Consider the following 26,062-nt stretch of genomic DNA (forward strand, 5'->3'; position numbering starts at 1 on the left):
CACGGCCGAGTACTCACACATCACGAACGGCCGAATCAGCACACCAGTCACGCCCCACCAGGACGTTTCAACAAGATCGTGTTACGAGCTCGTAGCAACTGGTGATGAGGCCGCCCTGCGGGCCCGCACTGCGGTAGGTGCCGGGCTTGATGTCGTTGCCGACGACGTACGTGCCATCGCCGGGGAACCCATCCGAGGAGACCTTGCCGACTGCTGACGGGGTGTTGTCGGTGGCCACGCGCGTGGTGGTCGCTGTCGCGGTGACCGTCGCTGAAGGTGCTGTCTTGTTGGCGCTTGAGTTGCTCGTGACGCCGATCAGCACACCGACGAAGAGCCCGACGAGAGCCGCGCTCGCATGGGTAAGGATCCTCCAGCGGGAGCGTGCAGAACGTGGCGTCGACTGGGTCCTGTCGCCGCGGTCCGGGGGTTGCAGTGGCCCGTCCGGAGGGCCTGGAGGGTGCTGGCTGTTCATGCCTTCAGCGTGCGTCGACCAGCGCGTCCTCGCACTCCGAGCCGTGTGGGCAGTGATGGTGAGTCGGCGGCGAGCGGACCACCTATAAACACTGACGCGGGCGGTCGTTGCCGTCTCAGCAACGACCGCCCACGCCGCACTGTCAGGCCCTAGGCGGGTTGCCCTCGCGGCCCCACCGGGTGGCCCAGTACAGATCCCTCACTGGCACGTACTCCTGGAACGCCTTCATGGCCTCGGTCTGTGCGTCGCGCTCCGCCTTGGTCAAGACCGGCGGCTCTTCCCCGGGAGGGAGGGGCTTGGGATCGCCCATGATCTTCTGCAAGATCTCGTATGCCCGACGCATCCGGTTCAGGGTGTCCCTGTACCGCGCTTCCAGTTCCTCGTACGACTCGCTCATCTCGTTTTCCTTCCACCCTGCTTGGACGAAGTGGACCGGGAAGGTCCGTCCGCGGCAAGCACTTCCGCAAAACGGGTGCTGAGGACCGGGGAACCAGCGGTGCCATGATGGGCATCCGGTTCACCGAGAACCCGCTACGTGCGTACGGCGCGACGCGTCATGCCAACTCCTCTGAAAAGTTGTGATGTTGCGGTGGCACCCGCCTCCGGCTGCACAGCACAGCACCGCACCGCCCGAAGCGGGAATCTGGTCAGACGGCCGCCGCTCTCTGAAGCAAGCGAGCGCCTGCGCTTTGAGGTGGTTGAGGCACGGCTCGCAGACGTAGACCGGGGCGGGTTGTCCATCCCGCTGAAGAGGGCCAAGCCAGATCGCCGGCACTGCGGTGCGCGTGCCCCTGAGCCAGCAATCTCCAGTGGTCCATCGCCACGCCACGGGAGCCTTTTCCTTTCCTAGGCATTCGGGACGGTCGAGCCGGCCGTCCGGCAGTTGGATGCGCAGCTCCAGAGCCGGAACGACGGGCCCAGATGGCGCACTCCATCGCCATCTGCTGGCAGATCAGGGGCCGACGACGTTCGGGAGAGATGTGGTCGTCGCCGTCGGGGTGCTCACTCGTCGGCCTCGATGAGGAGTTCGGCCCAGACCTCTTTGCCCCACGGATGCTTGCCTGAGCCGTGCAGGTCATAGCCCCAGCGGTCGGCGACGGTATACATGAGTAGCAGGCCACGCCTTGACTCGTCGGCATCATCTGACTCTGGGTTGAAGAAGCAGCGAGGGAATCACGCGCTCCAGAGAAGCGCTTGTGCAAGAATTGGTACATCAACTAAAGTCTGCTCGGTGGTGCAGTACTCCAACCCGAAGTCGGACCAGAGGAGTCGTCCGCATGAGTGTGTCTCTTTCGCCCTGGGCGACCGAGGTGTTCGGCAAGCAGGATCTGGCAGTTCGAGCGGGTGTTGGCCAGGCACTACGGAACATGCAGGCCAACGCGCAGGCTGCACAGGAGCAGGCGGAATCGCGTACCAATCACACGTACGGCTCGGCCCGGTGGCAGGGGCAGTTCGAGCGGGTGTGGGAGGAACTGAAGGATCTACCGGGAGCCACTCCCGTGAAGCCGTTCGGGTTCCCGTTCGAGCTGATGGTGGTCGGGAACGGTCTGCTCTATCCGTTCCTCTACTCGAAGACCTTGTCGGACGTGCGCACGGCGCGCATTCCGCGTGAGTCCCGTTTGGTGAAGGAGCTGTTCACGTTCGCACCCGACCCGGCTGAGGTGCAGGGCGCGTTCGACTTCGAGGGCTTCGACGAAAGCGGTCAGGTAGTGGAGCCCCGCGGTGGTCTCGCATCTGTGCCACGAGGCACCCGTCTGATTCTTGTTCCCTTCGCCTGCAATGCCTCCGAACTCCTGGAGGCGTACTGGGGCATTGCGGCGCTGGGTGCTGAGCGGCGCCTGGTGTGGGAGACCGCCCCTGAGCCCCTCGCCCTGCCTGACACTGTCACATCCCACGGACAGCACCTGAGGAGCATCCCCAAGCAGGCCACGGCGTCCGAGCGAAAACTGACCAGCTTCGACGGCGGAGCAGAGCCGACCCTTACGCTGTCGTCTCGTGCGAACGTTGATCAACAGCGCGACGTTCCGCCGCTGACAGAAGCAGAGCCGGCCGACGACCAGACCAGCGAAGATGATGCGAATCAATAAGCAAGACCTCATCCCGGGCCTGGAGGAGCGGGGCACCACGCCCCGTGCCATCTCGGACGGCTTTGATCCCGCCCGGCTGACACAAGCACGTCGGCTGGCCGAGAAGACGAAGAAAGACGTCGCGAATGCCCTCGGGGTGACCCCGGCGGCGGTGGGCCAGTACGAGACAGGGGTGTCCCGCCCCCGCCCGGACCTCATCCCCCGTCTTGCCGAAACACTTGGCGTACCGGCCACGTTCTTCCTGGTCGGCCGTCCAGTAAGCCGGCTCGACGCCTCCATGGCCCACTTCCGCAGCTTGCGCAGCACGCCGAAGTCGCAGAGGGAACGAGCCCTCGCCTTTGCCGAACAGGTATGGGAACTCACCTACGCCCTGGAACGGCGGATTCAGCTGCCCTTGGTGAACCTGCCCGGTTTCGCCGGGGGCGAGGTCCACCCCGGAGCCGAATTGCCCACGAATCCTGCTGGGGCAGCACAAGAGCTCCGTCGCCGTTGGGGCATGGGGGACGGACCCGCCACCCACCTCGTCCGACGCATGGAGTCCCACGGCATCGTCGCCGTGATGCCTCCGGCATCCGACACCTCGGCCGCCACCGTGGACGCCTTCTCCACCCGAGCGGCACGGCCCCTCGTGGTCCTCACAGCCAACCGAGCCGACGACGTCTACCGCCATCGCTTCACCGCTGCCCACGAACTCGGGCACCTCGTACTCCACGGCGATGCCACTGGAGACAGCCGTCAGGAGAAGGAAGCCGACGCCTTCGCCGCCGAGTTCCTCACTCCCCAAGACAGCGTCCTACCCCTCTTGCCCAAGCGGATGGACCTCGCGCGACTAGCCGAACTTAGGCAGGTCTGGGGCGTCTCCATCCACTCACTCGTCTGCCGGTGCCGTGAACTTGGGCTCATCTCGGATGCCACGGCCAGCCGCACTTACCAACGCTTGCGTGCACTGGACGGCCAGCCGGGTTTCATCCCCGAGTCGGTCTCGAACTACTCCGGCGAACAACCGTCTCTTCTGCGCCAAGCCTTCGAACTGGCCTGCAAGGAAACGGATCTGTCGGTAGCTAAACTGGCGCATGAGCTGGCCTGGACGACCGAGCGCGTCCGAGAACTGCTCGATTGCCAGGAACGGCGCCCGGTGCTACGCCTTGTGCAATAGCGAACCAGTCCATACGAGCCGCTTCGTACGGCCACATCGACAGACAAGATCCTTCCAGGACTCGTAACCCGTCAGATCTCCTTGAACGTTCCGTTTATGCCGAGTTCTTCTAGGCGCCGCTGGATCTGCTCGGCCTCATCAGCCTGTATGACCAACTGGAGAGTGCCCTGCAGATAGCTGATCTGCCTTTCGTCCAGGGCCATGTAGAACGCTCGGAAGAGTGCGGCGAAACCGTCGGCGCTGTCGCCGTTGGCCAGGAGGTTCTTGGTGAACGAGAAGGCGACCTGCCGGTCCCTGGCCTGCTCCCTTTGCGGAGACTGGTCCGGACTCGGCCCATCGGTCTCGCGCTGCCGGGGCACGCTCGGTGTGTCGACAGCTGAACTGCCTGGCTTGCGAGTCGAGACGATTTCGACGGTGCCGTCGGCTGTCAAAGAGCATTGACCTTCATGAGCCGGCTGGTCGCAGTCGGCGCACGTCTTGGGATGTGGCTTGGCGAGGCGCAGGCCCGTGCTCGCGAGGTTGACCTGTCCAGGTGCTGTGACCTCCACCTCGGTGCCCACTCCATCGACGATGCTCAGCAGGCCCTGGCTGACTGCATCGTAGATCGCCTGTTGAAGGTCGCGGTCACCGCCGAACAGCAAAGGCAATCGGGGGGCGCTGTAGAAGGCGACTCGGATGTCGGAGAGGGTTTTGCCGTAGTCGTGGTCGCGAAGGTTATGCAAGAGGGCCTTTGCGCTGAACTGGCCGGTGTCGAAGACCTTGTCCCGAGCAGCGAGGCCCTTCCAGACGAGCATGCCGTCGAGGGCGGTGATGTTGTCCTTGTCGAATGTAAGTTGGTCGAGGTATCGCTCCCCGTCCGGGTCGGGCTGGGCCAAGTAGGCAACATGCTGGTACGCCCGCTTGAGCGCCCTCTCCAGCTGAGTCTTGGCCTCGGCGAGCTCCTTGGCACCGATGGTCTTGAGTTCGTCGTCGTTCTGAATCTCGGGCGCCTGCATGGCCTTCTGCCTTGACAGGTACTCCACCGCCAAGTTCCTGGCCAGAGCGCGCTGCTGGGTGTTCACCACGGCGTATACCGCGCTGCTGGCCCACTGAACGGGGAGTTGCTGCGCGCCTTGCCCGAGCCCCATGGCAACGGTGAGTGCCTCAAGGGTCGGTTTCTCCATGCCGTTGCGCAGGCTGTACTGCGCCGGGTCGAGGACGATGAGCCGGGTGGTGTAAGCCGTGTCTAAGCCGGCCGTGGCAAGGACATCGGCAGGACTGCGTTGGGGGTCCGCCGTGACGAACTGCAGATCGCGGAATGGACCGCTGCTCGCCAGCCTCTTCGCGATGTCGGCGATGACCTGGTCGCGTTCGGTCTCGGTGATGGTGCGCCGGATGTTCTTCACCAGCATGCGGTGGGTGAGTCGGGTGGAGAGGAAGTAACGGGCTGGCCTGTTGTTTCCCTGACCGGGGGTGATGTCGAGCGCGCTCATCCCTTGGTTCGGGTTGACCAGCTCATCGACGACGCCGTCGGCGTCGGTCACGGTGTACGTGGCCTCTGGCACGCCGGTGGCCGCCTTGACCTCAGGAGCACTGGCTCCGCGGCCACGCCCCGGGCGCAGGGTGCCGACAACGCTTGCCAGGAAGATGAAGGTGGCCGCCCGTTCAGCCGCGCGCGGATTGCTGGTGCCCCAGGAGCTGATCTGCCGTTCGAGATCCTGGCGGCGTGCTGTGCCTGACGAGCCGTCGTGGTTGACGACCTCGATCTCGGCCAAGCTCCTATAGTTCGCGATGGTGCGGTCGTCCTCGACTAGGCCGCTGCCTAGGAGCGCCTCTCGGACGGTGCTGTCCGACAGCGGCAGGTCACCGGGGCCTATGAGAGCCGGCACCCACTCGCCTGACTTGCCGCGCTGCTGCAGGGCATAGACCGTGGCGGCGAAGATGCGGATCGTGGACCGGACCCGTTGGAATCCGGTGACCTTGCTCCACTCCTCCTGCGCCAGGCTCATCAGCATAGGATGGAACGGATAGCAAGATGTCATCTCCGCGCGCCAGTTGCGGCGCCACGCGGCGCCTATCGGGTCCCAGACCTGCTTGCTCCAGGTCTTGTCCGTCAGAACTTCCTTGTAGAGCGCAGCAGTCGCCGCGAGCACCTCACTTGCGGGTTCGGCGTCGAACAGCCGCCGGCGGAGGATGTCTGCGAAGTCGCCCACGCCGGTTACGGTGGTCGGCAGGCCGTTGCGGTCAAGCTGGCTGTTCAGATCGTCGCGGCGGGCCTGAGCGGCAGACGAGAGCGCGGTCTTGTCGGTGTCGGAGGCGATCATCACGACCAGCATCGCGACATGGGGGACGTCATTGACGACATCAAGCAGCGCCCGTAGGAACGCCATGTCTTGGGCCGCCAGGTCGGTCTGGTTTGCTCCGTCCAGTCCGTTGCCGATGTAGTCGAGCACCTCGTCGACGATGATCAGCACGGGCCGGTTCACTGCGCTGATGGCCTCGGCGATCTTGTGCTTGTCGCTCCAGAACCGCCGGTAGCGTTCGAAGAGAGTGTAGTCCTTGGAGAAAAGACGCCACAGGAAACGCTCGTAGAGGTTGACTGCAGGCCCATCTAGCTCCTGTACCCCGACCCCTGGGGTCATGTTGTCGCAGGGCAGCACGACGACATGCGGACGTCCGAGGCCGCCAGCAAGCGGGTGGCCGATTCTGGCCCTCGCGCGCTCGGTCACCTTCTGACCAAGCTCGGTTCCCAGCAACGCCTTTGGATTGGCGGCAAGATGGAAGGCACCGATGCAGGCATGCGACTTACCCCCGCCCATGCCCTGGTCGAGTCGGGTAACTGCTCGGGCTTTCAAGTAGTCGTCACCACCGCCGACGCGGACTGCGATTTCAGTGAGCAGGTCAATGAGCCGCTCGGTCGGGTGCGTGATGTCACCGTAGTAGTCGGCGTCGGCATAGGGCGGCCGGTCAGCTCCCGTGGCGTGAACTGCTCGGAACAGCGACATCTGTACGTCATCGATCTGCCCGGAGGCGCTCCGGATCTCCTGGCGAAGCTTGAGTGCCTTCCACCACGGCGTCACGCTGGTCGTCACAGCTGCTCTCCTGGGCTGGCGGATCTGAGGATCACGGTGGTGGTACTGGTCGTCATCACACGAGCCGCAACTGGGCGTTGTCGATCAGTTGGAGCTGAGTCTTTTCGTAGTTACTCGCTTCCACGGCCTCGGCGGCACCGACGACGCCGGTCCGGTTGCGCAACACACGGGTGAAGCGGACGGAGTCCGGGTCGTTGACGGGAAGTCGGTCCGCGAGGAACTGGACGGCGGCCCACAGGAAGGTGTCGTCAGCTGCGTACTCCGTGGCCGCCATTACCTGGCCCATGGCCTCCAGCCCCTCCTCCGAAGCAGCTGCGAGCGAGAGGGCAATGTCGATGACTGCCGAGTCTTCGTCGATCTTGCCGTTGTATTCCCGGGAGGCGACGAACCGGACACCCTTGTCGGCATCGGGAACCAGGTCCCGTATTGCTGCCAGGTCGAGCGAAGAAGCCAAAGCCTGCCAGCGCAGTTCGGACTTCGCCCGAACCTGCCGGTCATAGAGAGTGATCCACCACAGCGCGAACCGCGTCCGAGCATCAAAGGTCTCCAGCGGCTGGTGGTTAATCTCGACGGCCATGGCCTCCTGGACTGCAGCTCGCGCCAGCGGAAGAAACGTATAGATGTCGACGGGTTCGCCCTTGGCATTGAGGATCTCGTGGTAGCGGCCGACGACCTCCATGGCTGGTCCGGCAGCGGCCATCAACATGTCCGCCGGGGCCAGGCCCCACCGCTCCCAATCCGGGTAACGCCGCTTGATCTCAGCCTTGATCTCGGACTCGACCGCGCCCTTGCGGCCTGCCGGTCGATCGGTCGGGGCCGGGCGGCAGGCCATGGTCAGGGTCGTCTCGATATTGGCCTTACCCTGCTGACCACCGGACTCCGTATTGGCTGGCCATGAACCGGTCATCACCAGCCCGGCTCGCTCGATCGAGTGCAGCAGACGCTGCCACACCTCAGGTTCCCCGTGGCCGAAGACGATCGTGACGACGCCGTCATCCCGGACAACCTGCCGCATCTGAGTGAAGGCTTCGGTGATTAGGGCGTCGTAGTGCTCGCGGGTGCGGTGTTCGTCAGGGGCTTCGCCTCGAACCCGCTTGACGATGATTTCCTGGCTCTTGTCCTGGCAGCCGTACGGGTCGGCAGTGATAGCGAGTTCCGGCCAGGTGTTGTGCAGGCACCGCTTAGCCCACGTGAAAAAAAGATCGGATGCGTCCGCATACGCGATCATCTGGTCGTACGGAGGGTCAGTGACGACTGCGGTGAAGGTGCGAGGAGGGAAGGCCAGAGCAGTGGCAGTTCCTCGCTGCACAGAGGCCGACATACCGCACAGATCGGAGAACAGATTGCGACAGGCGGCCAGCACGTTGTCCGAGATCGACTTCCACGTTCCGGGGCCCTCGCCGATGCCAGCTTCGAAGAAGTCGTGGGAAAAGGTGATCGACCCTTCGTTGACGAAAAGATCCCCGACCCGTGCACCGCCCGTGCTCTGGAACCGCGCACCACGGGTGGACCGCCGCAGTTTCTTCACCACGACCGCAGTCGCGTACCCAGTCAGGGCCCGCACGTATTCCCGCGACAGCCCGGCGGCGGCCAGCTCCTCACCGAGCTCATTGATGATGCGTGCGAGCCGCACATAGGAAAGGGTCTGACGGCCGACCATCAAGTCGCCGTAAGTCTTCGCCCCATAGATGCTCGGGCCGATGATGTTGTTGTTGCCCGGCGCGATTCCCTCGTCCGGAACAGCGGGCAGGAACGGGCTGAACGCTGCCTCTGTAGCCAGCGCCCGCCCGGCCGCAGCGACAGCCTCGCGCTCTGCACCCGTGGGGCGGCGGAAGGTCTTCTGGCTCTTGACGTCGATGTCCGCAGCGAGAACCAGGGCGTCCTGGCCGTGTCCCTCTTGTAACTGTCGGCGATGTACTGCAAGCGGGTGGACGTGATTACAGAACACGCAGATCGCACTCTTCCCCGCCACCTTCTTGCCGTTCACTACGGCGTTGGTCAGCGTTGGCGTGCGAGCGGGCTTTCCGGAGGCCACGACCGCCTCCCACGTGCTGGAAGCCCGGTCCGCGTCGATGTAGAACGAGACGGCCTCTCTGTCGCCACGGGCTGGCATCAGCTCGTAGGAACCGATGAGCGGGAACCGGCGGTGGCATTCCTGGCAAGGGATAGTTACGGACCATAAGTAGCCCCACGGCAGGGCTCCGTTGTGTCGGGGGTAGACGTCGCTCATTGAGGCCGCGTGACGGGTCTGTATCTCTGAGAACAGCGATTTGAGGTCGCTCAGCAATCTGTCCGTACGGGACATGAGTAGGTGGTCCCGCTCTTCCCCGAACGGCAGCTCGGGCTCATCGCTCCAGTCAACGAACGGCGCGGAGGTGAGCAAGTGGCTTGCGAGCGCCGCGACTGGGCTGTAGTCGACAGCGGATGCCTGGACGCCCAAACGTGCCGATTCCAGGGGAATCATGCCTCGTCCCGAGAAGGGGTCCAGAGTGGTCGCGCCTTCAGGATTCGCCTTGGCGATCTCGGTTTGAAGATCGCCCCATGCGGCATAGCGCCCCTTCATGGCCTCTCGGACCAGATTCTGCAGCCTGGTCCGTTCTGCAGCGTCGTCTGGCCACGGCAGCAGGGAACAGATGGTGGCCGCTTTGGCCTGAGCGGTGGGTCGCTTTGCGAACCACATGAACAGGGAGATCTCGCTGTTGCCCGAGCCCCAGCCTTTGTCACTGTTGGCCGATACCTCTGCGCTGGGAAACCAGCGTTCAATCATGCGGGTCATGCGTTACTCCCGGGGGCGTTCTTGAGGCTGGTGCCCGGGACGCGGAACACCGCGTTCCCGGTCATGACGTTCGCGAAGAGGGTGGCGGGGTCTTGGTAAGCACCGAAGAACCGGCCCTTGCCGTCGGCGCACTGGTCGATGACGTAGAGCCAGTACTCCTTGCGGTGCTGGGTCGCGATGAGGACTTCGTTGCCTGTCATCCGGATGCCGTCGCTGCCCGCGCTGCCGAGCACGCCCTTGACCTCGACATGGCGGACTTGGCTGTGGCGGCGGGCCTCCAAGTCGTAACCGCGGCCCTCGGTGTGGACATCGGCCACGGTCCAGCCGTCGTCCTCAAGGAGTTGCTGCACGCGCCGCATGGAGACCAACTCGGCGTCGATCTCGGCCTGGACGCTGAGGTCGGCGGTGGCCAGGACGCGGATTCGACCCACCTGCTTCGGTTCGGTCAGATGCACGTCCGCGAGCCGCTCCAACTCTTTGAGTCGCCGAGCGGTCTGGTCCTGAAGTCGGTGCCGCAGCTCAAGGCGGGCAAGGCGGTCATCGATACCGTCGGTTAGGCTCAGCGGCAGGTTGGTCAGGTCACGGCGGGCCTGAGAGAACCAGTCGGCGCGCACCTTCCGGTGCTCCGTGACGGTCGCGTCGGCTACTTCGTGGGCAGATGCGAGCGCATGGCTCTCCCGAGCCGGATGTGGTGAGCCGCCGTGCTGGTCGGTGGGCACGAGGTTGGCCAGGGACTCCCATCGCACCGGGCGGGCATTGCCACTGTCGTCCACCTTGATCAAGGTGGCCCATATGCTGGCGCGCTTGCCGTTGCTTTCGGTCATCGTCGCCTCGTATGCGTACAAGTCGTACGGGGTGAGGCTGGTGGGGTCGGATGCGGCGCCGGACTGGTACAGAGCCTCGGCCAGGGTGTGCTCGGCTGTGTTGATCAGGTCGCTAAAGCCGGGTTCACCGGGGCCGAGGGTGACTGTGTCACTGATGTCGATGCTCTCTGAGGCTTCGCGCATCACATCCCCGCTGGTGGCGACGTGAACCTCGTTCCGTCCGCCCAGCGTGGCCGGAAATATGGCCTTGCCGCTCAGAGAGAGCCGCCGGAACCCGGGCCCGGCCGCGGTCGGTGCGGACTTCAGTACGCCGGCCGCCGCGAGCCGGTCGAGGTATGCCTCGACGATGGCCGGGTTGATGCGTGCGAAGAGGTCACGCTGAAGCAGCGTCAGTGCGGCCACCGCATCGACCTGACTGGCCAGACGTCGCTCGTTGTCCCGTACCTTCCGGGCCGCCCGGCTGAGTTCCTGCGTCTGAACCGCTTGGGCGGCGGCGATGGCCTGCTGCTTCTTCAGCTCGTCGTTGCCGTAGAGGTCCGAAAGCCACTTGTCGTAATCGACACCGGTGATTTCAGCGACTGCCGAAAGGCTGTCGAACATCTGGCCACGCAGTTCGTTCGCGGCCGTAACGAAGTTGTCCAGGAGGCGGAGCAGGGTCTTGCCTTCCCGGGTGTCGGTAGCAACCAGGTTGTAGAGGTAGACCTCGCGCTGTTGACCGACGCGGTGGATACGTCCCATCCGCTGTTCGAGGCGGACCAAAGACCACGGGATGTCGTAGTTCACGAGCACGTGCGCAGCCTGCAGGTCGATGCCCTCGTTGCCGGCGTCAGTGGTGACGATGATCTGGAATTCGCCGCGCATGAATGCCTTGCGCGTCACGTCGCGTTCGGTCTTGCCCTGGCGGCCGGAGTAGAGCTGTGCGGTGTATCCCTGGGCCTGGAGCCGCTGGGCGATCCACTCGGCCGAGTCTGCGTACTCGGTGAAGACAACGGCCTGTTCACCGTTCCCGGGGTGGATTCCATGGGCGGCCAGGCAGTCGTCGGTGAGCCGCTTCCACTTCGACGGCTGCCAGCGAGAGTCAGTGACTATTGCGTCGATCTGCTGCACAAGGCTGTTGATCGCGGACCGCTCAGCCCTGGAAGCGGCCGAGACCGAGTGAATCACCTTCGCCTCATCGACCTCGGCCTCGTCACCGTGATCCTCGCGGTCGGCGATGAGCGCCGCCTCCGCCTCGCTCATCGCCCCCATGTGCTCGTACCGTCGGCGCAGCGTCTCGGCCAGCGCATAGAGACTGGAGGCTGCTCGCTTCCCGTAGACCATGCGGGCAAGCGGTTGTGCCACCGGGGGGAAGAATCGGTCGACCATATCCAGGGCGGCCCTGTAGAAGCCGTACTCGGTCTGCGACAGCGGGACGCTGTGGTTGTGCGCGGTGCGCCCCTTGAACAACCGGGTCGTGCCGTCGTAGTCGACCAAGTCCTCCTTCATCCTCCGAAGGAAGTGAATGGGACCGGGGCGCAGCGCACTGAGCTTGATGTTGGGGTCGTTGCCCGGATCCGGGTAGATCTCCGGGTCCACCAGATGCAGCAGGTGTCGGAAGAGCCACTCTTTGCCGCGGTGCGGCGTTGCTGTCATCAGCAGCGCGCGGGGGGTGTTCTTGGCCAACAGCCGTCCGACCTGGTGGAAGCCGGCAGCGGTCGGAGTCAGTCGGTGCGCTTCGTCGAAGACGACCAGATCCCAGCCAGCCTTGTCGGGCCGGATGGCGTCCTGTACTGCAGGGTTCACCGCTGCCAATTCCAGCGACACCACCCATAGGTCGTTGGAGTTCAGCGCGTCCTCACGCACGGTGGCCGAGGTCAGCTGACGCAGCCCGCCTCCCAGTAATCGCTGGAAGTCGTCCACCCACTTGGTGGCCAGGTTCGCCGGACACACGATGATCGCCCGCTTTATCAGGCCGAGCCTTTGCATCTCACGCAGATATAAGCCGGCCATGATCGTTTTTCCGGTACCCGGCTCGTCACAGAGAAGGAAACGCAGCAGGGGCTGGGGGAGCATCGCTCCATAGACGGCCGTGGTCTGATGCGCGTACGGCTTCAGTGGCGTGGCTGCCATCGCACTGGACTCGGCGTTGGTTGCCGCGGCATTCATCCACTGGGTCCACATCGCGGCCAGCACGCGGGCGGAGTCGGCCCGCCCGTCGCTGACGAGAGGGCGCACGGTCTCGGTGTCTCCGGCTGCCAGATTCACTTCGTGACGACGGTCTTCGTCGTCGACCAGGATGAGATCCCATGACCCCGATTGATCTCCGGGCAGGGCGAACCTGATTGTGGCGAACTCCGGTACGCCAGCGGCCTGGACCCTTACTCTCTGGCCGCGCTCGAATGCGGCTTGGGGCGGCATGCTTATTTGTCTGCCTCAAGGCTCGCCCGGATCCAGCTGATGAGACTGGCCACAGGCCAATCCGTTAGACGTGGACATGCCATGCCCTGGCCCCTCCCCCGGTCAACCGTGGTTCCCCAACCACCGTCAACTAACGGAACGTCAAGTTACAGTAACCACCTGCGACTTCCAAGGGTTGGGGATGTGAAGACTGAGGCGTGAGCGAGGTTTTCCGGCCACCCGTTGCCTTTGGGCACAAGGGTCTGATCGCACGCAACTTGCGGTCGGTGGGAGCGGCATGGCCGAGGCCGCTAAGGGCTTACCGCCTGAGCGATGCGTGAGCGGACGGTGTGGCAGGAGCTGTCCTGATGTGGACCGGCCTCCATGGCGAACCTGTCCTGACCTGGTGGTTTCGCACACGGAAGAATCGTCCAGCAGCATCCAGCAAGATCTTTCCCCGACTTGTAATGCGTAGGTCGTCGGTTCGAATCCGACAGGGGGCTCTGTCACAGCCGTCGGCCCCCGCGATCCGTGATCGTGGGGGCCGACGGCTGTCGGGGCGGGGTCAGCCGGTGACCGGCTTCGTCGCCTTGCTGGTCGCCGTGCCGTCGCCGTGGCCCGTGCGGTGGGCCGTGATGCGCACGGTGATCTTCTTGCCCTTCTGCGCCGTCTTCAGGGTCAGGGTGGACTTGGTGGCTCCGCTGATCGCCTTGCCGTTCGCGTACCACTGGTAGGCGTACGACGTCGGCGCCGGGCTCCAGGTGCCGTGCGCCGCCGTCAGCTTCTTGCCGGCCTTTGCCGTGCCGCTGATCGTCGGCGCCTTGGTCGCCTTGGGCGCGTCCCCCTTCGCGACCGTCACCGCGGCCGAGGTCGCGGACCCGCTCAGCCAGCCGCTCTTCCCGGCCGTCACGGTCACCGTGAGCTTCTTGCCGAGCAGGGCCGCCGGGACGGTGTACGACGCGGCGGTGGCCCCGGAGATCGCCTTGCCGTCGGCCTTCCACTGGTAGGTGTAGGAGGCCGGGGCCGCCGACCAGCTGCCGGTCGTGGCGGTGACCTTGGCGCCGACCTTGGCGGTACCCGTGATCTTCGGGGCGGCCGTGCCGGTCAGCCGAGGCTGGGTCACCGTGAAGCCGCCGCTCGGATATTCGCAGCAGAACGACAGCACGCTGACGCTCCAGTCGCCGACGGCCGCGCCGGTCAGGTCCAGGGTGGCCGTCATCGAGCGGTTGTCCGCGGCGACCGAGTCGGCCTTCGCGGAGATCGTCCGGCCGGACAGGCTCAGCCGTACCTGGGTGTTCGGGCCGAGCGCGGTGCCGGTGACCGTCACCTTCACCTTCGTGCCGCTCACCCCGGTGGTCGGGCTGATCCCCGTGACGCTCACCTTGTCGGTGCCGCAGAGGGGGGAGGAGCAGGCCAGCCGGGCGCTGTAGGCGGTGCTGGACGCGGCCTCGGGCAGGCTCAGCAGGAACACGGTCGGGGTGACCGCCGGGGACGAACCGAGCGTGTCGCAGTCGTAGCCGTCGCCGCCCTCGCCGATGTAGTGGACGCAGCCGTTGCGCCAGGACGCCGGGTTGTACAGCGCCGGTACGGCTGTGGCGGTCGCGCCGGAGGTGTCCTTGATGTCGGCGGAGAAGTGGTCGAGGCCCGTGGTCGGCAGGACCGCGCACACGGCGCTGTGCGCCTCGTCGAGGGTGCCGGTGACCGGGCCGTACCCGTACGAGACCGACGGGACCCGGGTGCACTCGGGCGCGGGGCCGTCGGCGGTCGCGATGCGCAGGGCGTCCAAGTGGTAGACGGGGGAGGCCTGCTGGCCCGCCGGGGTCTGGACGAGGACCTGGTGGGTGGTGGAGCCGGTGACCGCGCAGGCACTGCTGCGGAAGGAGCACTCGGTCCTGCCGTCGCCGCCGATCACCGCGATGTCCGCCGTGCCCAGAGCGTCCCGCACGTTGACGTGGACGACGTCGGTGGCGGCGGGGGTGGTGACCTGGACGCAGTCGACGGTGCCGGCGGCGCCGTAACCGCGCTTCACCGAGGGACCGCCGACCTTGGCCGCCGCGGTCTTCGCGCAGCCCGCCGAGGTGGCGGAGGCGGTGACGTCCCGGCGGGTCAGCGTGTATGCGGCCGCCTTGTCCTGGCCGGCGACCAGCACGGTGTGGGCCTTGCCCGGGGTGAGCGAGCAGACGGACCAGCCGTCGGTGGCGGCGTAGTGCTCGCAGACCTTCTTGCCGGTGGCGTCCAGCACCGAGAACTTCGCGGGTACGTCCCCGGATGTCGCGGTCAGCTGGAGCAGTTCGGCGCCCGTGTGGGCGTCCGCCGGGATGTCGAGGCACTGCGAGAAGACTCCGGCACCGGTGGTGAACGTGGCCTTCGCGCCGTCGGCCGAGAAGCTGCCCGCGGGCAGCACGGGGCAGCCCTCGGGGGCGTCGGTGCGGTGCAGGGCGACGCTGTAGGAGCCGGTCGCGCCCTCGGCCTGGTACTCGCTGTGCAGCAGCACGCGGTAGGGCGCCGTGCCGGTGAGCGCGCAGTCGCCGTCCGCGAGAGCCTGCGCGTCGCACTGGGCGGTGCCGGCGGCGTCGACGACCTCCACGTCGGCGTGGACGCCGGCGGAGACCAGCGGGCGGAGCGCGGCGATCCGGGCGTTCCGCGGGGCGGGCAGGGTCAGGCAGTCGTACTGGCCGGGCGTGCTCAGCTCGCCCTGGTGCAGGCCGTATCCGGTGGTCACGCACCCGGCGTCGGAGGCGCGGTCGAGGACGATCAGGCCCTGGCGGGCGCTGCCCCCGGGGATCGCGGTCCAGGTGCCGGCCGCGGGCACCCGGCACGGGTCGGTGCCGGAGCGGCACACGGTCCTGCCGTCGGTGCCGTAGACCTGGACCGCGCCGGTGCCGCGGTCGTCGTTGACGTAGTGGACGGTGTAGGGACCGGCCTTGTCGGTGGTGAAGGTGTAGCAGCCGCCGACGGTGAGGTCCTGCGGGTCCAGGGCGCCGTAGGGGCGGACCGGGGCGGTGGTGCAGCCCTGCGGGTCGTTCAGGCGTCGGGCGGCGACCGTGTACCCGGCGGGGAAGCCGTTCTCCGAGGAGGTGACCTGGGAGATCACCCGGTAGGGGCCGCTGCCGGTCAGCACGCAGCCGTCCTCGCCGTCCTCCGGGAAGTGCGGGCAGACGCGGGCTCCGGTCGTGTCGGTGAGCCACGCGGTGGTGCTGCCGTAGACCGAGGTGGCGGCCGTGAGGCTGATGCGCTCGCCGGGACGGCCGGTGAAGGGCTGGCAGTCGATCTCGGCCGGACTGACGCTGGTGCGGGTGGCGGGCGGCTGGTCCCAGCCGGTGCCGGCCGGGTCGAAGCAGCCCGGCGTGGCCGAGCGGAGCGGGACGACGGTGAGCGTCGAGGCGGCGAGGTCCCAGCCGGTGTTGAGGACCTTGAGGGTGTAGGCGCCGGCCGCGGGCAGGTCGCACCAGCCCTTGACGCCGTACTCGACGTCGTAGCAGTCGAGCTGGGTGCCGTCGGCGGTGGACAGCTGCGGGTAGAGGTCACTGCTGCCGGCGCCGAAGGAGACCAGGTGCAGGCCGGGCGCCTCGGCGGTGAGGGTGAAGCAGGTGCTGCCGTCCGCAGGCACCGACACCTGGGCCTCGGCGTCCCCGGGGTCGCCGAAGGAGGCGAGGGCCAGTGGTGCGCACACCGGGTCGTCGGCGCGGGCGGATCCGGCGCCGACGAGGGTGAGCAGCGAGGCGAGCAGGGACACGGCGAGGACGGTCACGGCGGTGAGCCGCCCGGGTCTCGCCGTCGGGCCGAAGCCGGTGCCGGGCACGGGGTGCGCCATCGATTCCCCCCTGGAAATACGGATGTTGGGGCGATCGTCGCACACAGGTGTGACACAGGTTCAACGAGATTCCGGGGGTGCCCGCGCACCGCGGAGCCGTGCGGTGGGTCAGTGCCGCCCCGCCACCCGGTCCGCCAGTCGGGCCAGGCGGGAGGAGTCGGTGCTCGGGTGGTGGCGTTCGCGTCGGTCGGCGGTGCGGTAGGTGGTGTACATGGCCTGGACGCCGAGCCAGCGGAAGGGTTCCGGTTCCCACTTGCGGACCTTGTGGTCCACCCACGGCAGCTCGGTCAGGTCGGTGCGGCCCGCCTGGCCGGAGTCGAGCTGGACGAGGTCGCGCAGGGTGCGGCCCGCGAGGTTGGTGGTGGCGACGCCGGAGCCGACGTAGCCGCCCGCCCAGCCCAGCCCCGTGGAGCGGTCGAGGGTGACGGTCGCGCACCAGTCGCGCGGCACCCCGAGCACCCCGGACCAGGCGTGCTCGATGCCGACGCCCGCGAGCGAGGGGAAGAACCGGACCAGGATCTCGCGGAGGGCCTCGATCGTCGCCTCCTGCGTCCGGCCGTCGTTGTCCGTCCGTGAGCCGAAGCGGTACGGCACCCCGCGCCCGCCGAGCGCGATCCGCCCGTCGGCGGTGCGCTGGGCGTACATGTAGGCGTGCGCCATGTCGCCGAGGGTCTCCAGCCCCTGCCAGCCCACCGACTCCCACTGCTCCTCGGTCAGCGGCTCGGTGGCGATCATCGAGGAGTTCATCGGCAGCCAGGTGCGCTTCTGGCCCTTGAGGTTCGCGGTGAAGCCCTCGGTGCAGCGCAGGACGTACGGGGCGCGGACCGTGCCGTACGGCGTGACGGCGTGCCGCGGGCGGATCTCGGTCACAGGCGTGGACTCGTGGATCCGCACGCCCAGCGCCTCCACCGCCGCCGCCAGCCCCTTCACCAGCTTCACGGGGTGCAGGCGGGCGCCGTGCGGGGTCCAGGCGGCGCCCACCGCGTCGGCGACCCGGATCCGCTCGCGGGCCTCCCGGGCGCCGTAGAGCTCGCGGTCGTCCTCGCCGTACGACAGCTCGTGCTCGTGGAAGGCCCGCAGGCGGGACAGCTGGGCCGGGGTGGTGGCCACCTCCAGCACGCCGCCCTTGTGCAGGTCGGCGTCGATGCCCTCGGCGGCGGCGACCGCGATCACCTCGTCGACGGTCCGGTTCATGGCCCGCTGAAGGCGTACGGCGGCGTCGTGGCCGTGCAGCGCGGCGTACCGGTCGCGGCCGGCGATGCCGTTGTAGAGCCAGCCGCCGTTGCGGCCGGAGGCGCCGTAGCCGCAGAACTTCTGCTCCAGGACCGTGATGCGGAGGAAGGGAGCGGCCTTCTTCAGGTAGTAGGCGGTCCACAGGCCGGTGTAGCCACCGCCCACGATCACCACGTCCGCCGACGCGTCCCCGTCGAGCGGCTCCCGCACCGCCGGGAGGCCGTCGTGCGCGTACCAGAAGGAGATGCCACCGTTGACGACACTGCTTGCCGAGCTGCTCATGGCCGGACGTTAACCCTTGAGAGCGGTCAGTGTCTCCTTCGGATTCCATGCTTTTCCACGGCCTCTGACCAGCGGATAGCAGGCCAGACCGATCAGTGCGGCGACGAGGTGCCCGAGGTCGGTGAAGGTGGGCGACCCGGCCAGCGGCAGCCCGTAGACCAGCAGGACGACCGCGAGGTACCCGTACCGCCAGGGCGTCGCGATCCGGTACGCGAGCACCGCGACCACCCCGGCCAGCGCGTAACTCACCCCGATGTCCAGGGTGTTGACCGCGGAGTGCGGGGCGATGCCGTCGTGGATGCCCTTCAGCAGCGCGCCCTCGCTGATCAGGGTGGCCAGCACGTGCGCGGTCACGCACACCAGCAGCCAGCGGACGGTGCCGAGCCAGCGTTCCGCGGGCGCGTGGAAGACGGTGTAGAGCACCGCGTACGGCACCCAGTGGCCGCCGCCGATCCACATCGCGCTGGCGACCAGCACCCGCAGCGGGTTGTCCGACAGCTCGCGGATGTTCGTGGACCGCTGCCGCAGGAACTGCTGCTCGAACTCCGGCGACATGTGGTGCAGCGCGACCGTCGTCACGAAGAGGATCGCCAGCCAGACGTACGTGCCGGGAGCGCTGCGGACATACCTCCACGCCCTGCCGCCGAGGTCCCGGAGAATTCGCATGAGGCGATTCATGCACGGCCGCAACGTCGGGTGGGTGATTGACATTCCGGAGCGGCCGATCCCGGTCGTCTTCCGTTGTCGGTGGCGCCCTGCAAGATGGGGGCATGGCGAGGACAGTGGCCGGCGGGTCCGGTGGTGGCAGGGTGAAGGGCGCGCGGCGGCCGGAGGTGCGGCTGCCCGAGCTGGAGCCGTGGGGCGGCGGCGAGCTGGAGCCGGACGGCGACTACGACGGGCTGGAGTTCCGGGAGGCGGACTTCGCCGGGCAGGACGGCGCGGGCGCCCGGTTCATGGACTGCGCGCTGACCGGCTGCGCCTTCGACGAGGCGGGGCTGCGGCACGCCCGCCTGCTGGACACGGTCCTGACGGCACCGCGAGGCGTCGGCACGAACCTGGCCGACGCGACGCTCCGCGACGTCGAGCTGGTCGACGCCCGCCTGGGCGGCACCCAGCTGCACGGTGCGGTCCTGGAGCGCGTGGTGGTCCGCGGCGGCAAGATCGACTATCTCAACCTGCGCACGGCCCGGCTCAGGGACGTCGTCTTCGAGGGCTGCGTCCTGGTGGAGCCTGACTTCGGCGACGCGGTCCTGGAGCGGGTGGAGTTCGTCGACTGCACGCTGAAGGAGGCCGACCTCACCGGGGTGACGATGAAGGACGTCGACCTGCGCGGCGCCGCGGCCCTGGAGATCAGCAGAGGCGTGGAGCGGCTGGCCGGGGCGGTGATCAGCACGTCCCAACTGCTCGACCTGGCCCCGGTGCTGGCCGCGCAGCTGGGGATCCGCGTGGAGGGCTGAGCGCGGCCGCCGCTGACACCGCCGCTGGAGCCCGGCCGAGGCAAGGAGGTCACTCCTGGGGCGGCACCGCGGCCGCCCTGCGCAGGCCCAGGTGGTCGTCCGGGTCCTGGAGCCGGTCCGGCTGCGCGGCCAGCATGCGGCGGACCGCCTGTTCCGGCATGCGGACCACGACCGGCCGGGGCAGCGTCAGCTCCCGTACGGCGGTGCCGGTACGGGAGGGGCGCAGCCGGTCGCTCACCCGCGCCACCACCCGCACGTCCAGCGTGAACTGCACCAGCACCGACGCGGCCTTGGGCTTGTGCAGCGGCATCGAACCCGACGCGTTCACCGCCGCGTCGGCCGCGCCGCCGCTGCCACCGGCGTTGGCCATCATCTGGTTGAGGCGGAACTCGTCGGCGTTGAGCAGCCCCGCGCCCGCCAGGCCGCGCGCCGACCGGCCGTGGTCGGCGGAGCCGAGACCGTCCGTCTGGGTGGGCCGGGGCGCGTCCAGGTGGCTCTGCCCCACCGTCTCGAAGGTCATCTTGTCGCCGACGCCCAGCACCCGGCCGTCCCGCAGCCGCGCGTGCAGGGACGCCCGCAGGTCCTGGCCGGCCGCCCCGGTGGCGTGCACCGGCGGCAGCTCCGCCCCGGCGGAGGTCAGCAGCGGCAGCGCCGCGATCAGCCACTCCGTGGAGACGGCCTCGTTCAGGGTGTACGCGGCGGCCTGGCCCTTGCCGCGGAAGCGGGCGCCGCCGCCCGCCTCCCGTACCGCGGCGCCGACCAGTTCCCGGACCTGCGGCGCGCCCTGGAACCCGTTCACCTGCGCCTCCATCGGCAGCCGTACGCCCGCGGCCCGCCAGCCGCCGAGCGCGGCCGGGCGGTCGTCCCGCGGGCCGGGCGCGGCGGCCACCGGCTGGTGGCGCGGTGCGGTCACCCGGCCGAGCGCCGCCAGGTCCTTGTCCAGGACGCGGTGGGTCAGCGCCTGGCGGCCCAGGGAGACCAGCGCCACCCGGCGGTCGCCGCGGTGCAGTTCGAGGGTCGCCTCGATCGGCACCCGCACCTTCGACGACTTCGCGGTCTTCGCCTCCGCGACCGTCTTCATGCCGAGCTGGCCGCGGGCCGCCGTGCCGGAGCGACGGGAGCCGCCCGAGCCGACGCCGAGGCCCGCCGCGCCGCCCATGCTCTTCAGCTGGCCTGCGCCGCCGTCCGGTTTGCCGGACCCGGCGAAGATCCCCTCCACGCCGGTGGACACGCCCTCGTCGTGGGCGGCGGCCTGCTGGGCGACCGCCGCGGTGATGTACTCCAGGTCCCGGCCGTCGTCCGCCGCGCCCTCGTGGGCGCCGTCGCCCAGCCGGTTGACCTTGAACACGGCCCAGTACGGCGTCCTGCGGCCGTCGAACAGCTCGACGGTGACCCCGCCGTCCATGGCGCCGGACAGCAGCCCGGCGCTGCCGTCGCGGTCCAGGACGCGCAGCAGCCGCTGCACGTTGTCGTTGCGGTCGGCCAGCTGGCGCCGGGGCAGCAGGTCGTCGGCGAGGGTCTGCTGTCCGCTCTCCGCGAGGCGGGTGCGCAGCCGGGCCAGCAGCGGCACGAAGTTCGGCAGGTTCTCGATCATGCCGAAGCCGAGGGGCAGCCCGCGGTCGAAGGACGGTCCGGTGGCGGGCGGCGGCGCCGACGTGCCGGCGCGGCCCGCCGTCTCCCGCCGGCCCCCTTCGCGCGCCTCGCGCTCGGCGCCCGCGCGGGAACTCTCCGCGGCCCGCCGCCCCGGCCGGGACGACGGCGGCGCCGTCACCGGTTCCGCGTCGAGCTTGAGCTGCCTGCGGATCGGGGCGGGCAGCTGCGCCTCGGTCAGCCACACCGCCGCCTCGGCCGGCAGGGTGCGGGCGGCCGTCGCCACGTAGGGGCCGCCGCCGGTGACCTTGACCTCGGCGACCATCGTGACGAGCAGGTCGCACTGGACGAGGTAGAGCGGCGCCTTCTTCGGGGTGTGCGCGTTGCGTTCGACGGTGCCGGAGAGCGCCGCGGACCGGGTGTCGCCCTCGCCGCTGGTCCGGTTCCCGGACAGGCCCTGGCCGAGCCGCCACTCGGGGCCGTTCTCCGAGCCGGTGGCGCCGAACTGCCAGGTGCTGGTGGTGCCCTGCCCTTCCTGGCCGGCCGCCTGGTGGCCGCCGAGCACGAAGGTCTCGGTGCCCGGTCCCGCGCCCCGGTGCAGGAACTTCGGGTTGGCGAGCGTGAGCCGGGTGCCCACGGCCCCGTTCAGCGCGGCGAGCCGCCGCGGATAGCGCAGGTTCTTCACCACCCAGCCGGAGGACGCGGCCTGCCGCAGGGCCGCCGTGATGGCCTGCGGCCCGAACCGTTCCTCGACCGCCAGCCGCGGCGCGAGCCCTTCGGCCTGGAGCGCGGGGTCCTCGCGGACACCCTTGTTGCGGGCGGCGGCCTTGGACAGCAGCTGGAAGGCGAGGTCGCGGACGGCCTGGCCGTCGCCGACCGTCTCCACCAGCTGCCAGTCGCGCAGCGCCTGCCCGGCGGACGGCCGGGGCACCAGCGTGGCCAGATCGCCGATACCCTCGGCGGTGACGGCGTGGTCCGGCCGCGGGGCCTGCGCCCGCCGCCGGCCGCCCACCGCCTCCTGCCGCTGTCTGCCCTCCTCGTCGAGGGTGAACTCGGTCGGGGTGACGAGCCGTACGTCCTGCTCGTCCAGGTGCAGTCCGGCCAGCCGTTTCGCCTCGGGCGCGTTCTGGCCCGGGGAGCCGGGGGTGAGGGCGCGGCCGAGTGTGCGCTGCCGGGAGGTCATGGTGACGTCGACGTCCAGCCGCAGGGCCGCTCCGAAGGTGCTGGCGGTCTCGGAGCCGTTGGTGAGGACGTCCGTGCGGGTGGTGGGGCCGCCCTGGTTGCGGCGGGTGCCGGTGCGGTGCCGCTCGTAGCGGGCCGAGCCGGTCAGGAAGCCGGGGACGAGCCGGGCCTGCCCGAGCACGAGGCCGCCGATCGAGCGGGAACTGCTGCGGCCGCTCTGCGCGTTGCCGGCCACGCCGGAGTGGCTGCGCACCAGCCAGTTGTCGGTGTCGCCGAGGTAGCCGGTCTCGCGGAGCTGCCCGCGGACGAGGAGCTGCACGTCGTGCGAGTGCAGCGTGGTCTTGCGGCGCAGCCGCACCCGGATGCCGGTCGTGGTCAGCTGGTCCTTGTTGACCCGCAGGTTGGTCTCGGACAGCGCGGCCATCAGCTCGCGGTGGTTGCGCCGCTGCACCGCGGCCTCCTCCTTGCCGGGCGTCGGAGCCGGGTCCGTGCCGAAGGCGGGGAGGTAGCCGGACAGCCGGGGATCGGTCGCGAACAGTTCCCGGACGGCCCGGACCATGGGGCCGGTGTCGAGTTGGCTGAGGACGACGCTGGAGCCCATCGCGCCGAACGGGAGGTGCCGCTCGACGTCGCTCTCCTCGCCGTTCTCGTCGGTCCGCCGCGGCTTCTCGATGAACTCCTTGGCCTCGACGCCGGGCGGCAGCGGCAGCCCGAGCGAGCGTGCCTCGTCGGCCCGCAGGCTCATCCACACCTGGAGGGAGTGCCGGGCGACCCGGGTTCCGGGGCGCAGGACGTTCTCGGCCGAGCGCGGGCCGGTGCCCTCGGCTGTGAACCGGACGGTCGCCAGGTAGAGCACCTTGTCGCCGCGCACCTCCGCGCCCTGGCGGCTCGACACGGTCTGTTCGGCCACCGTGAACCGCGCCTTGCGGGCCGCGGCGACCGGCATGGCCGTCGCGCGCACCACGGCCGCGTTGCCGGTCGCTCCGACGCCGATGGCCGGGCCGAGGCCGCCGGTGACGGCGCGTCCCTTGCCCGCGCTCTCCGTCTGGGTGTGCTGGGTCTGCTGGTGGGTGCGCAGCTGGGTCCCGCCGGTGCCCCAGGCGGGCGACATGCCGGTGATCTCGGCGTGCAGGCGGTAGCTGCCGACGCTGCTGCCGTCCTTGGACGCCAGGTCCTCGCCGGTGACGCCGTCCCGCAGCAGCCGGGGCATGTCCTCAAGGACGGTCGCCGTGGAGGTCGCCTCGTAGAGCCGGGCGCGGCCGGGGGCTCCGGGTGCGGTGAGGGAGGGGTGCAGGACGCCGGCGACCGTGTCGAAGAGGCCGCCGCCGCCCTGGTGCGGGCCGGCGGCGTCGGTGACGGCGACCGGGGCCATGGAGTCGGCGAGGGTGACGAGCCGGGCGGTGTCCGCCCGGAGCGGCTGCGGGGCGGCGGGCGGTGTGGTGCCGGCCGGGACGAGGTGTTCGGTGGGGACGCGCTGGGTGAGGGTGCCGGAGCCGTGGAAGGTCTGCGCGGGCCGTGCCGCGTGCTGGGCGCCCTGCTGCTTGATCCGCACGCCGTAGCGCACCTTGCGCGGCGCCTGGACCGAGCCCTTCTCGCTGCGCAGCACCCGTGGTTCGGCCACGTTGCGCTGGCCGCGGGACTCCCGTGAGGACTGCCAGGGCTGCGCGTTCGCCAGGCCCGCGCCGCCCAGCCACAGTCCCGGTACGACGGGTGCGAGCCCGAAGGCCATGCCGCCCAGGCCCTTGCTGGACGCGCCGCTTGCGGTGGTCGCGACGGTGGTGGCGGTGTTGTGCTGGACGTCGACCTTGGTGTCCTTGCCCTCGGCGTCGTCCAGTTCGGCGAGCGGCGGGCCGTCCGGGTCCGGCACGGTCCGGGCGAGGACGTCCTTGGGGTGGAAGGCGGGCGGCCGGTCGTCGGCGGCGCGGGTGATGCTGACGGTGACGTCGTACCACTCCTTGCCGTTCTTGCCCTGGACCGCGAAGGCGCGGCCCTGTCCGTAGAACGACTCGGGGCGTCCGGCCAGTTCGGCGGCGATGTCGGCGACCGTGCCCGCGCCGTGCCCGACGACGGCGGCCACCGCGTTGCGCACGAACTCCTGCCCGGTCAGCGCGTACGCCGTGGACAGCCCGGCGGCCCGGAAGTCCATCAAGTACGGCGGCAGCTCCAGCCCCGGTTCGGTGTTCTCCTCCTGCACGGTGGCCACCGGCGCCACCGGCCGGCCGCGTACCGCGGGCGGCGGGAGGACGCCCTTGCCCTTGGCGCGCCGCAGCGCCTGCGTGGTGGCCGCGTTGCCGGCCTTGCCCTGCAGGGCCAGCATGGCGTGTTCCGTGGGGCCCACGGGCACGGTCGCGCGCACGGGTGTCGTGGGGACCGGCAGCGGTGGCCGGGAGGTCTCGGAAGAAGTGGTTTTCCCGCCGTCACCTGACTGCCGCTGCGTCCGCACGGAGTCAACGTAAAGGCAGCCTGGCCAGGCAGAACGTCTTCCGCCTCAGTTGTCACCCCGGTCTGGCCGGCCGGTCAACTGCCGTACATCCGGACGTCGTTCAACCCGCCCGGGACGGCTACGACACCCTCGGGAAACGGGCCTGGAGCGTCCAGATCGCCGGGTTGTCCGCCAGGCCCTCGTGCATGTCGGTGAGGTCGGCGATCAGGTCGTGCAGGAAGTCCCGTGCCTCGCGGCGCAGTTCGGTGTGGGAGAAGGTGAGCGGGGGTTCCTCGGCCGGCATCCAGTCGGCCTCGACGTCGACCCAGCCGAAGCGGCGCTCGAAGAGCATGCGGTCGGTGGACTCGGTGAAGTCGAGTTCCGCGTGCTGCGGCCGGGAGGCCCGGGAGCCCGCCGGGTCGCGGTCGATCCGCTCCACGATGTCGCACAGCGCCCACGCGAAGTCGAGCACCGGCACCCATCCCCAGGCTGTGGACAGCTCCCGGTCCGCCTTGGTGTCGGCGAGGTAGACGTCCCCGCAGAACAGGTCGTGACGCAGCGCGTGGACGTCCACCCGCCGGTAGTCGGTCTGGGGCGGGTCGGGGAACCGGTTGGAGAGGGCGTAGCCGATGTCGAGCACGTCGTCGATGGTGTCATGGCGTCCCGGGGTCCCGTGCGCGCCCCGGTCGCCGCCGCGCGGACCGGCCTGCGGCGGCGGGGGCCGCCCCGGTCACCCCTTCGGCCCGCCCAGCTCCTTGCGCAGGACGGCGCACGGCCGCCCGAGCTGCCGGTCCGGACGGTGCCCGGTCACCTCGTACCCGAGGGCCGTCCAGAAGGCGAGCCCCTTCGGGTTGTTCTCCAGCACGGCCAGCCGCACGGCGTCCCGCCCGGCCGCCCTGAACCGCTCCTCGACACCCTCGGCGATCCGCCGCCCGTACCCGCGGGCCCGCGCCGCCGCGTCGACCAGCAGCAGCCCGATCCACGGGTCGGGATCCTCCGGATCGGGATGCCGGGCCAGCGTGATCGCCACGCCCACCAGCTGCCCCTCGGCCCGCGCCAGCAGCACCTCCACGTCCGGATTCAGCATCTCGTCGGCGAGCGCCCCGGCCACCTGCTCGGGCCGGATGTCGTCCGGATCCGGGAAGTCGCCGCTGACCGCCTGGAACTCCCGGTCCGAGGCGTACAGCGCGGTCAGCTCGGTGAGCAGCGGGGGCGGGATGTCGTGGTCGGGGGTGAGGGGGAGCGGGGCGAGGATCATGCGGGCAACTTATCCGGCGGATACCGGGGCAGGCCGTCTGTCGCGATGGTCCAGTCGCCGAT

At 69.2% G+C, this 26,062-nt stretch carries 14 protein-coding genes and 1 pseudogene; 3 read left to right on the plus strand and 12 right to left on the minus strand.

Annotation, left to right across the window (positions count from 1 at the left end; all coding sequences use genetic code 11):
• Positions 1–67: 67 nt before the first annotated feature.
• From ACIQOE_RS27165 to ACIQOE_RS27175, 3 genes and pseudogenes are all read right to left on the minus strand, one after another.
• On the minus strand, positions 68–472 hold the full coding sequence (locus ACIQOE_RS27165) for a hypothetical protein (RefSeq protein WP_401414241.1): 405 nt from the start codon (positions 470–472) through the stop codon (positions 68–70).
• A 142-nt stretch (positions 473–614) separates the two neighbouring features.
• Complete coding sequence (locus ACIQOE_RS27170) at positions 615–869, minus strand: hypothetical protein (protein WP_401414244.1); 255 nt, start codon at positions 867–869, stop codon at positions 615–617.
• A gap of 605 nt (positions 870–1,474) precedes the next feature.
• Positions 1,475–1,615: pseudogene (locus ACIQOE_RS27175) on the minus strand (ATP-binding protein); the annotation flags it as partial.
• 134 nt (positions 1,616–1,749) lie between these two features.
• Between ACIQOE_RS27175 and ACIQOE_RS27180 the strand changes: the two are divergent.
• Positions 1,750–2,559 (plus strand): hypothetical protein, encoded by an 810-nt coding sequence (locus ACIQOE_RS27180; RefSeq protein WP_401414246.1) that lies wholly within the window; start codon positions 1,750–1,752, stop codon positions 2,557–2,559.
• Positions 2,543–3,715 (plus strand): helix-turn-helix domain-containing protein, encoded by a 1,173-nt coding sequence (locus ACIQOE_RS27185; RefSeq protein WP_401414249.1) that lies wholly within the window; start codon positions 2,543–2,545, stop codon positions 3,713–3,715. The genes ACIQOE_RS27180 and ACIQOE_RS27185 overlap by 17 nt, the downstream gene beginning before the upstream one ends.
• Before the next feature lie 71 nt (positions 3,716–3,786).
• On the opposite strand, the gene ACIQOE_RS27190 is transcribed toward ACIQOE_RS27185, so the two are convergent.
• The 6 genes from ACIQOE_RS27190 to ACIQOE_RS27215 form a co-directional block, all read right to left on the minus strand.
• Complete coding sequence (locus ACIQOE_RS27190; RefSeq protein WP_401414251.1) at positions 3,787–6,786, minus strand: DUF499 domain-containing protein; 3,000 nt, start codon at positions 6,784–6,786, stop codon at positions 3,787–3,789.
• Between the two features lie 55 nt (positions 6,787–6,841).
• Positions 6,842–9,562 (minus strand): DUF1156 domain-containing protein, encoded by a 2,721-nt coding sequence (locus ACIQOE_RS27195; RefSeq protein ID WP_401414253.1) that lies wholly within the window; start codon positions 9,560–9,562, stop codon positions 6,842–6,844.
• Positions 9,559–12,783, minus strand: a complete 3,225-nt coding sequence (locus ACIQOE_RS27200; protein WP_401414255.1) for a helicase-related protein — start codon at positions 12,781–12,783, stop codon at positions 9,559–9,561. The genes ACIQOE_RS27195 and ACIQOE_RS27200 overlap by 4 nt, the downstream gene beginning before the upstream one ends.
• A 544-nt stretch (positions 12,784–13,327) precedes the next feature.
• A complete protein-coding gene (locus tag ACIQOE_RS27205; protein WP_401414257.1) occupies positions 13,328–16,576 on the minus strand; it encodes a Tat pathway signal protein in 3,249 nt (1,082 codons plus the stop codon).
• Positions 16,577–16,684: 108 nt separating this feature from the next.
• A complete protein-coding gene (locus ACIQOE_RS27210) occupies positions 16,685–18,091 on the minus strand; it encodes an NAD(P)/FAD-dependent oxidoreductase (RefSeq protein ID WP_401414259.1) in 1,407 nt (468 codons plus the stop codon).
• Between the two features lie 9 nt (positions 18,092–18,100).
• Positions 18,101–18,757: a rhomboid-like protein gene (locus ACIQOE_RS27215; protein WP_351328232.1), complete on the minus strand. Its 657-nt coding sequence runs from the start codon at positions 18,755–18,757 to the stop codon at positions 18,101–18,103.
• 104 nt (positions 18,758–18,861) lie between these two features.
• On the opposite strand from ACIQOE_RS27215, the gene ACIQOE_RS27220 reads away from it, so the two are divergent.
• A complete protein-coding gene (locus ACIQOE_RS27220) occupies positions 18,862–19,548 on the plus strand; it encodes a pentapeptide repeat-containing protein (protein WP_351328230.1) in 687 nt (228 codons plus the stop codon).
• A 49-nt stretch (positions 19,549–19,597) separates the two neighbouring features.
• On the opposite strand, the gene ACIQOE_RS27225 is transcribed toward ACIQOE_RS27220, so the two are convergent.
• The 3 genes from ACIQOE_RS27225 to ACIQOE_RS27235 all read right to left on the minus strand — a co-directional run bounded on the left by ACIQOE_RS27225 (position 19,598) and on the right by ACIQOE_RS27235 (position 26,000).
• Positions 19,598–24,637 (minus strand): hypothetical protein, encoded by a 5,040-nt coding sequence (locus tag ACIQOE_RS27225; RefSeq protein WP_401414262.1) that lies wholly within the window; start codon positions 24,635–24,637, stop codon positions 19,598–19,600.
• Between the two features lie 244 nt (positions 24,638–24,881).
• Complete coding sequence (locus tag ACIQOE_RS27230) at positions 24,882–25,382, minus strand: hypothetical protein (protein ID WP_351328227.1); 501 nt, start codon at positions 25,380–25,382, stop codon at positions 24,882–24,884.
• Positions 25,383–25,472: 90 nt separating this feature from the next.
• On the minus strand, positions 25,473–26,000 hold the full coding sequence (locus ACIQOE_RS27235) for a GNAT family N-acetyltransferase (protein ID WP_401414265.1): 528 nt from the start codon (positions 25,998–26,000) through the stop codon (positions 25,473–25,475).
• Between the last annotated feature and the right edge of the window lie 62 nt (positions 26,001–26,062).

Source organism: Streptomyces sp. NPDC091282, from assembly GCF_044757385.1.
Lineage (GTDB): Bacteria > Actinomycetota > Actinomycetes > Streptomycetales > Streptomycetaceae > Streptomyces > Streptomyces gramineus.

Bases quoted from the DNA above. Each gene is read 5' to 3' on its own strand.
- ACIQOE_RS27200 (WP_401414255.1), bottom strand. From the start codon at position 12,783: ATGCCGCCCCAAGCCGCATTCGAGCGCGGCCAGAGAGTAAGGGTCCAG.
- ACIQOE_RS27225 (WP_401414262.1), bottom strand. From the start codon at position 24,637: ATGCTGGCCCTGCAGGGCAAGGCCGGCAACGCGGCCACCACGCAGGCG.
- ACIQOE_RS27235 (WP_401414265.1), bottom strand. From the start codon at position 26,000: ATGATCCTCGCCCCGCTCCCCCTCACCCCCGACCACGACATCCCGCCC.
- ACIQOE_RS27210 (WP_401414259.1), bottom strand. From the start codon at position 18,091: ATGAGCAGCTCGGCAAGCAGTGTCGTCAACGGTGGCATCTCCTTCTGG.
- ACIQOE_RS27195 (WP_401414253.1), bottom strand. From the start codon at position 9,562: ATGACCCGCATGATTGAACGCTGGTTTCCCAGCGCAGAGGTATCGGCC.
- ACIQOE_RS27170 (WP_401414244.1), bottom strand. From the start codon at position 869: ATGAGCGAGTCGTACGAGGAACTGGAAGCGCGGTACAGGGACACCCTG.
- ACIQOE_RS27220 (WP_351328230.1), top strand. From the start codon at position 18,862: ATGGCGAGGACAGTGGCCGGCGGGTCCGGTGGTGGCAGGGTGAAGGGC.
- ACIQOE_RS27205 (WP_401414257.1), bottom strand. From the start codon at position 16,576: ATGGCGCACCCCGTGCCCGGCACCGGCTTCGGCCCGACGGCGAGACCC.
- ACIQOE_RS27185 (WP_401414249.1), top strand. From the start codon at position 2,543: ATGATGCGAATCAATAAGCAAGACCTCATCCCGGGCCTGGAGGAGCGG.
- ACIQOE_RS27215 (WP_351328232.1), bottom strand. From the start codon at position 18,757: ATGCGAATTCTCCGGGACCTCGGCGGCAGGGCGTGGAGGTATGTCCGC.
- ACIQOE_RS27165 (WP_401414241.1), bottom strand. From the start codon at position 472: ATGAACAGCCAGCACCCTCCAGGCCCTCCGGACGGGCCACTGCAACCC.
- ACIQOE_RS27180 (WP_401414246.1), top strand. From the start codon at position 1,750: ATGAGTGTGTCTCTTTCGCCCTGGGCGACCGAGGTGTTCGGCAAGCAG.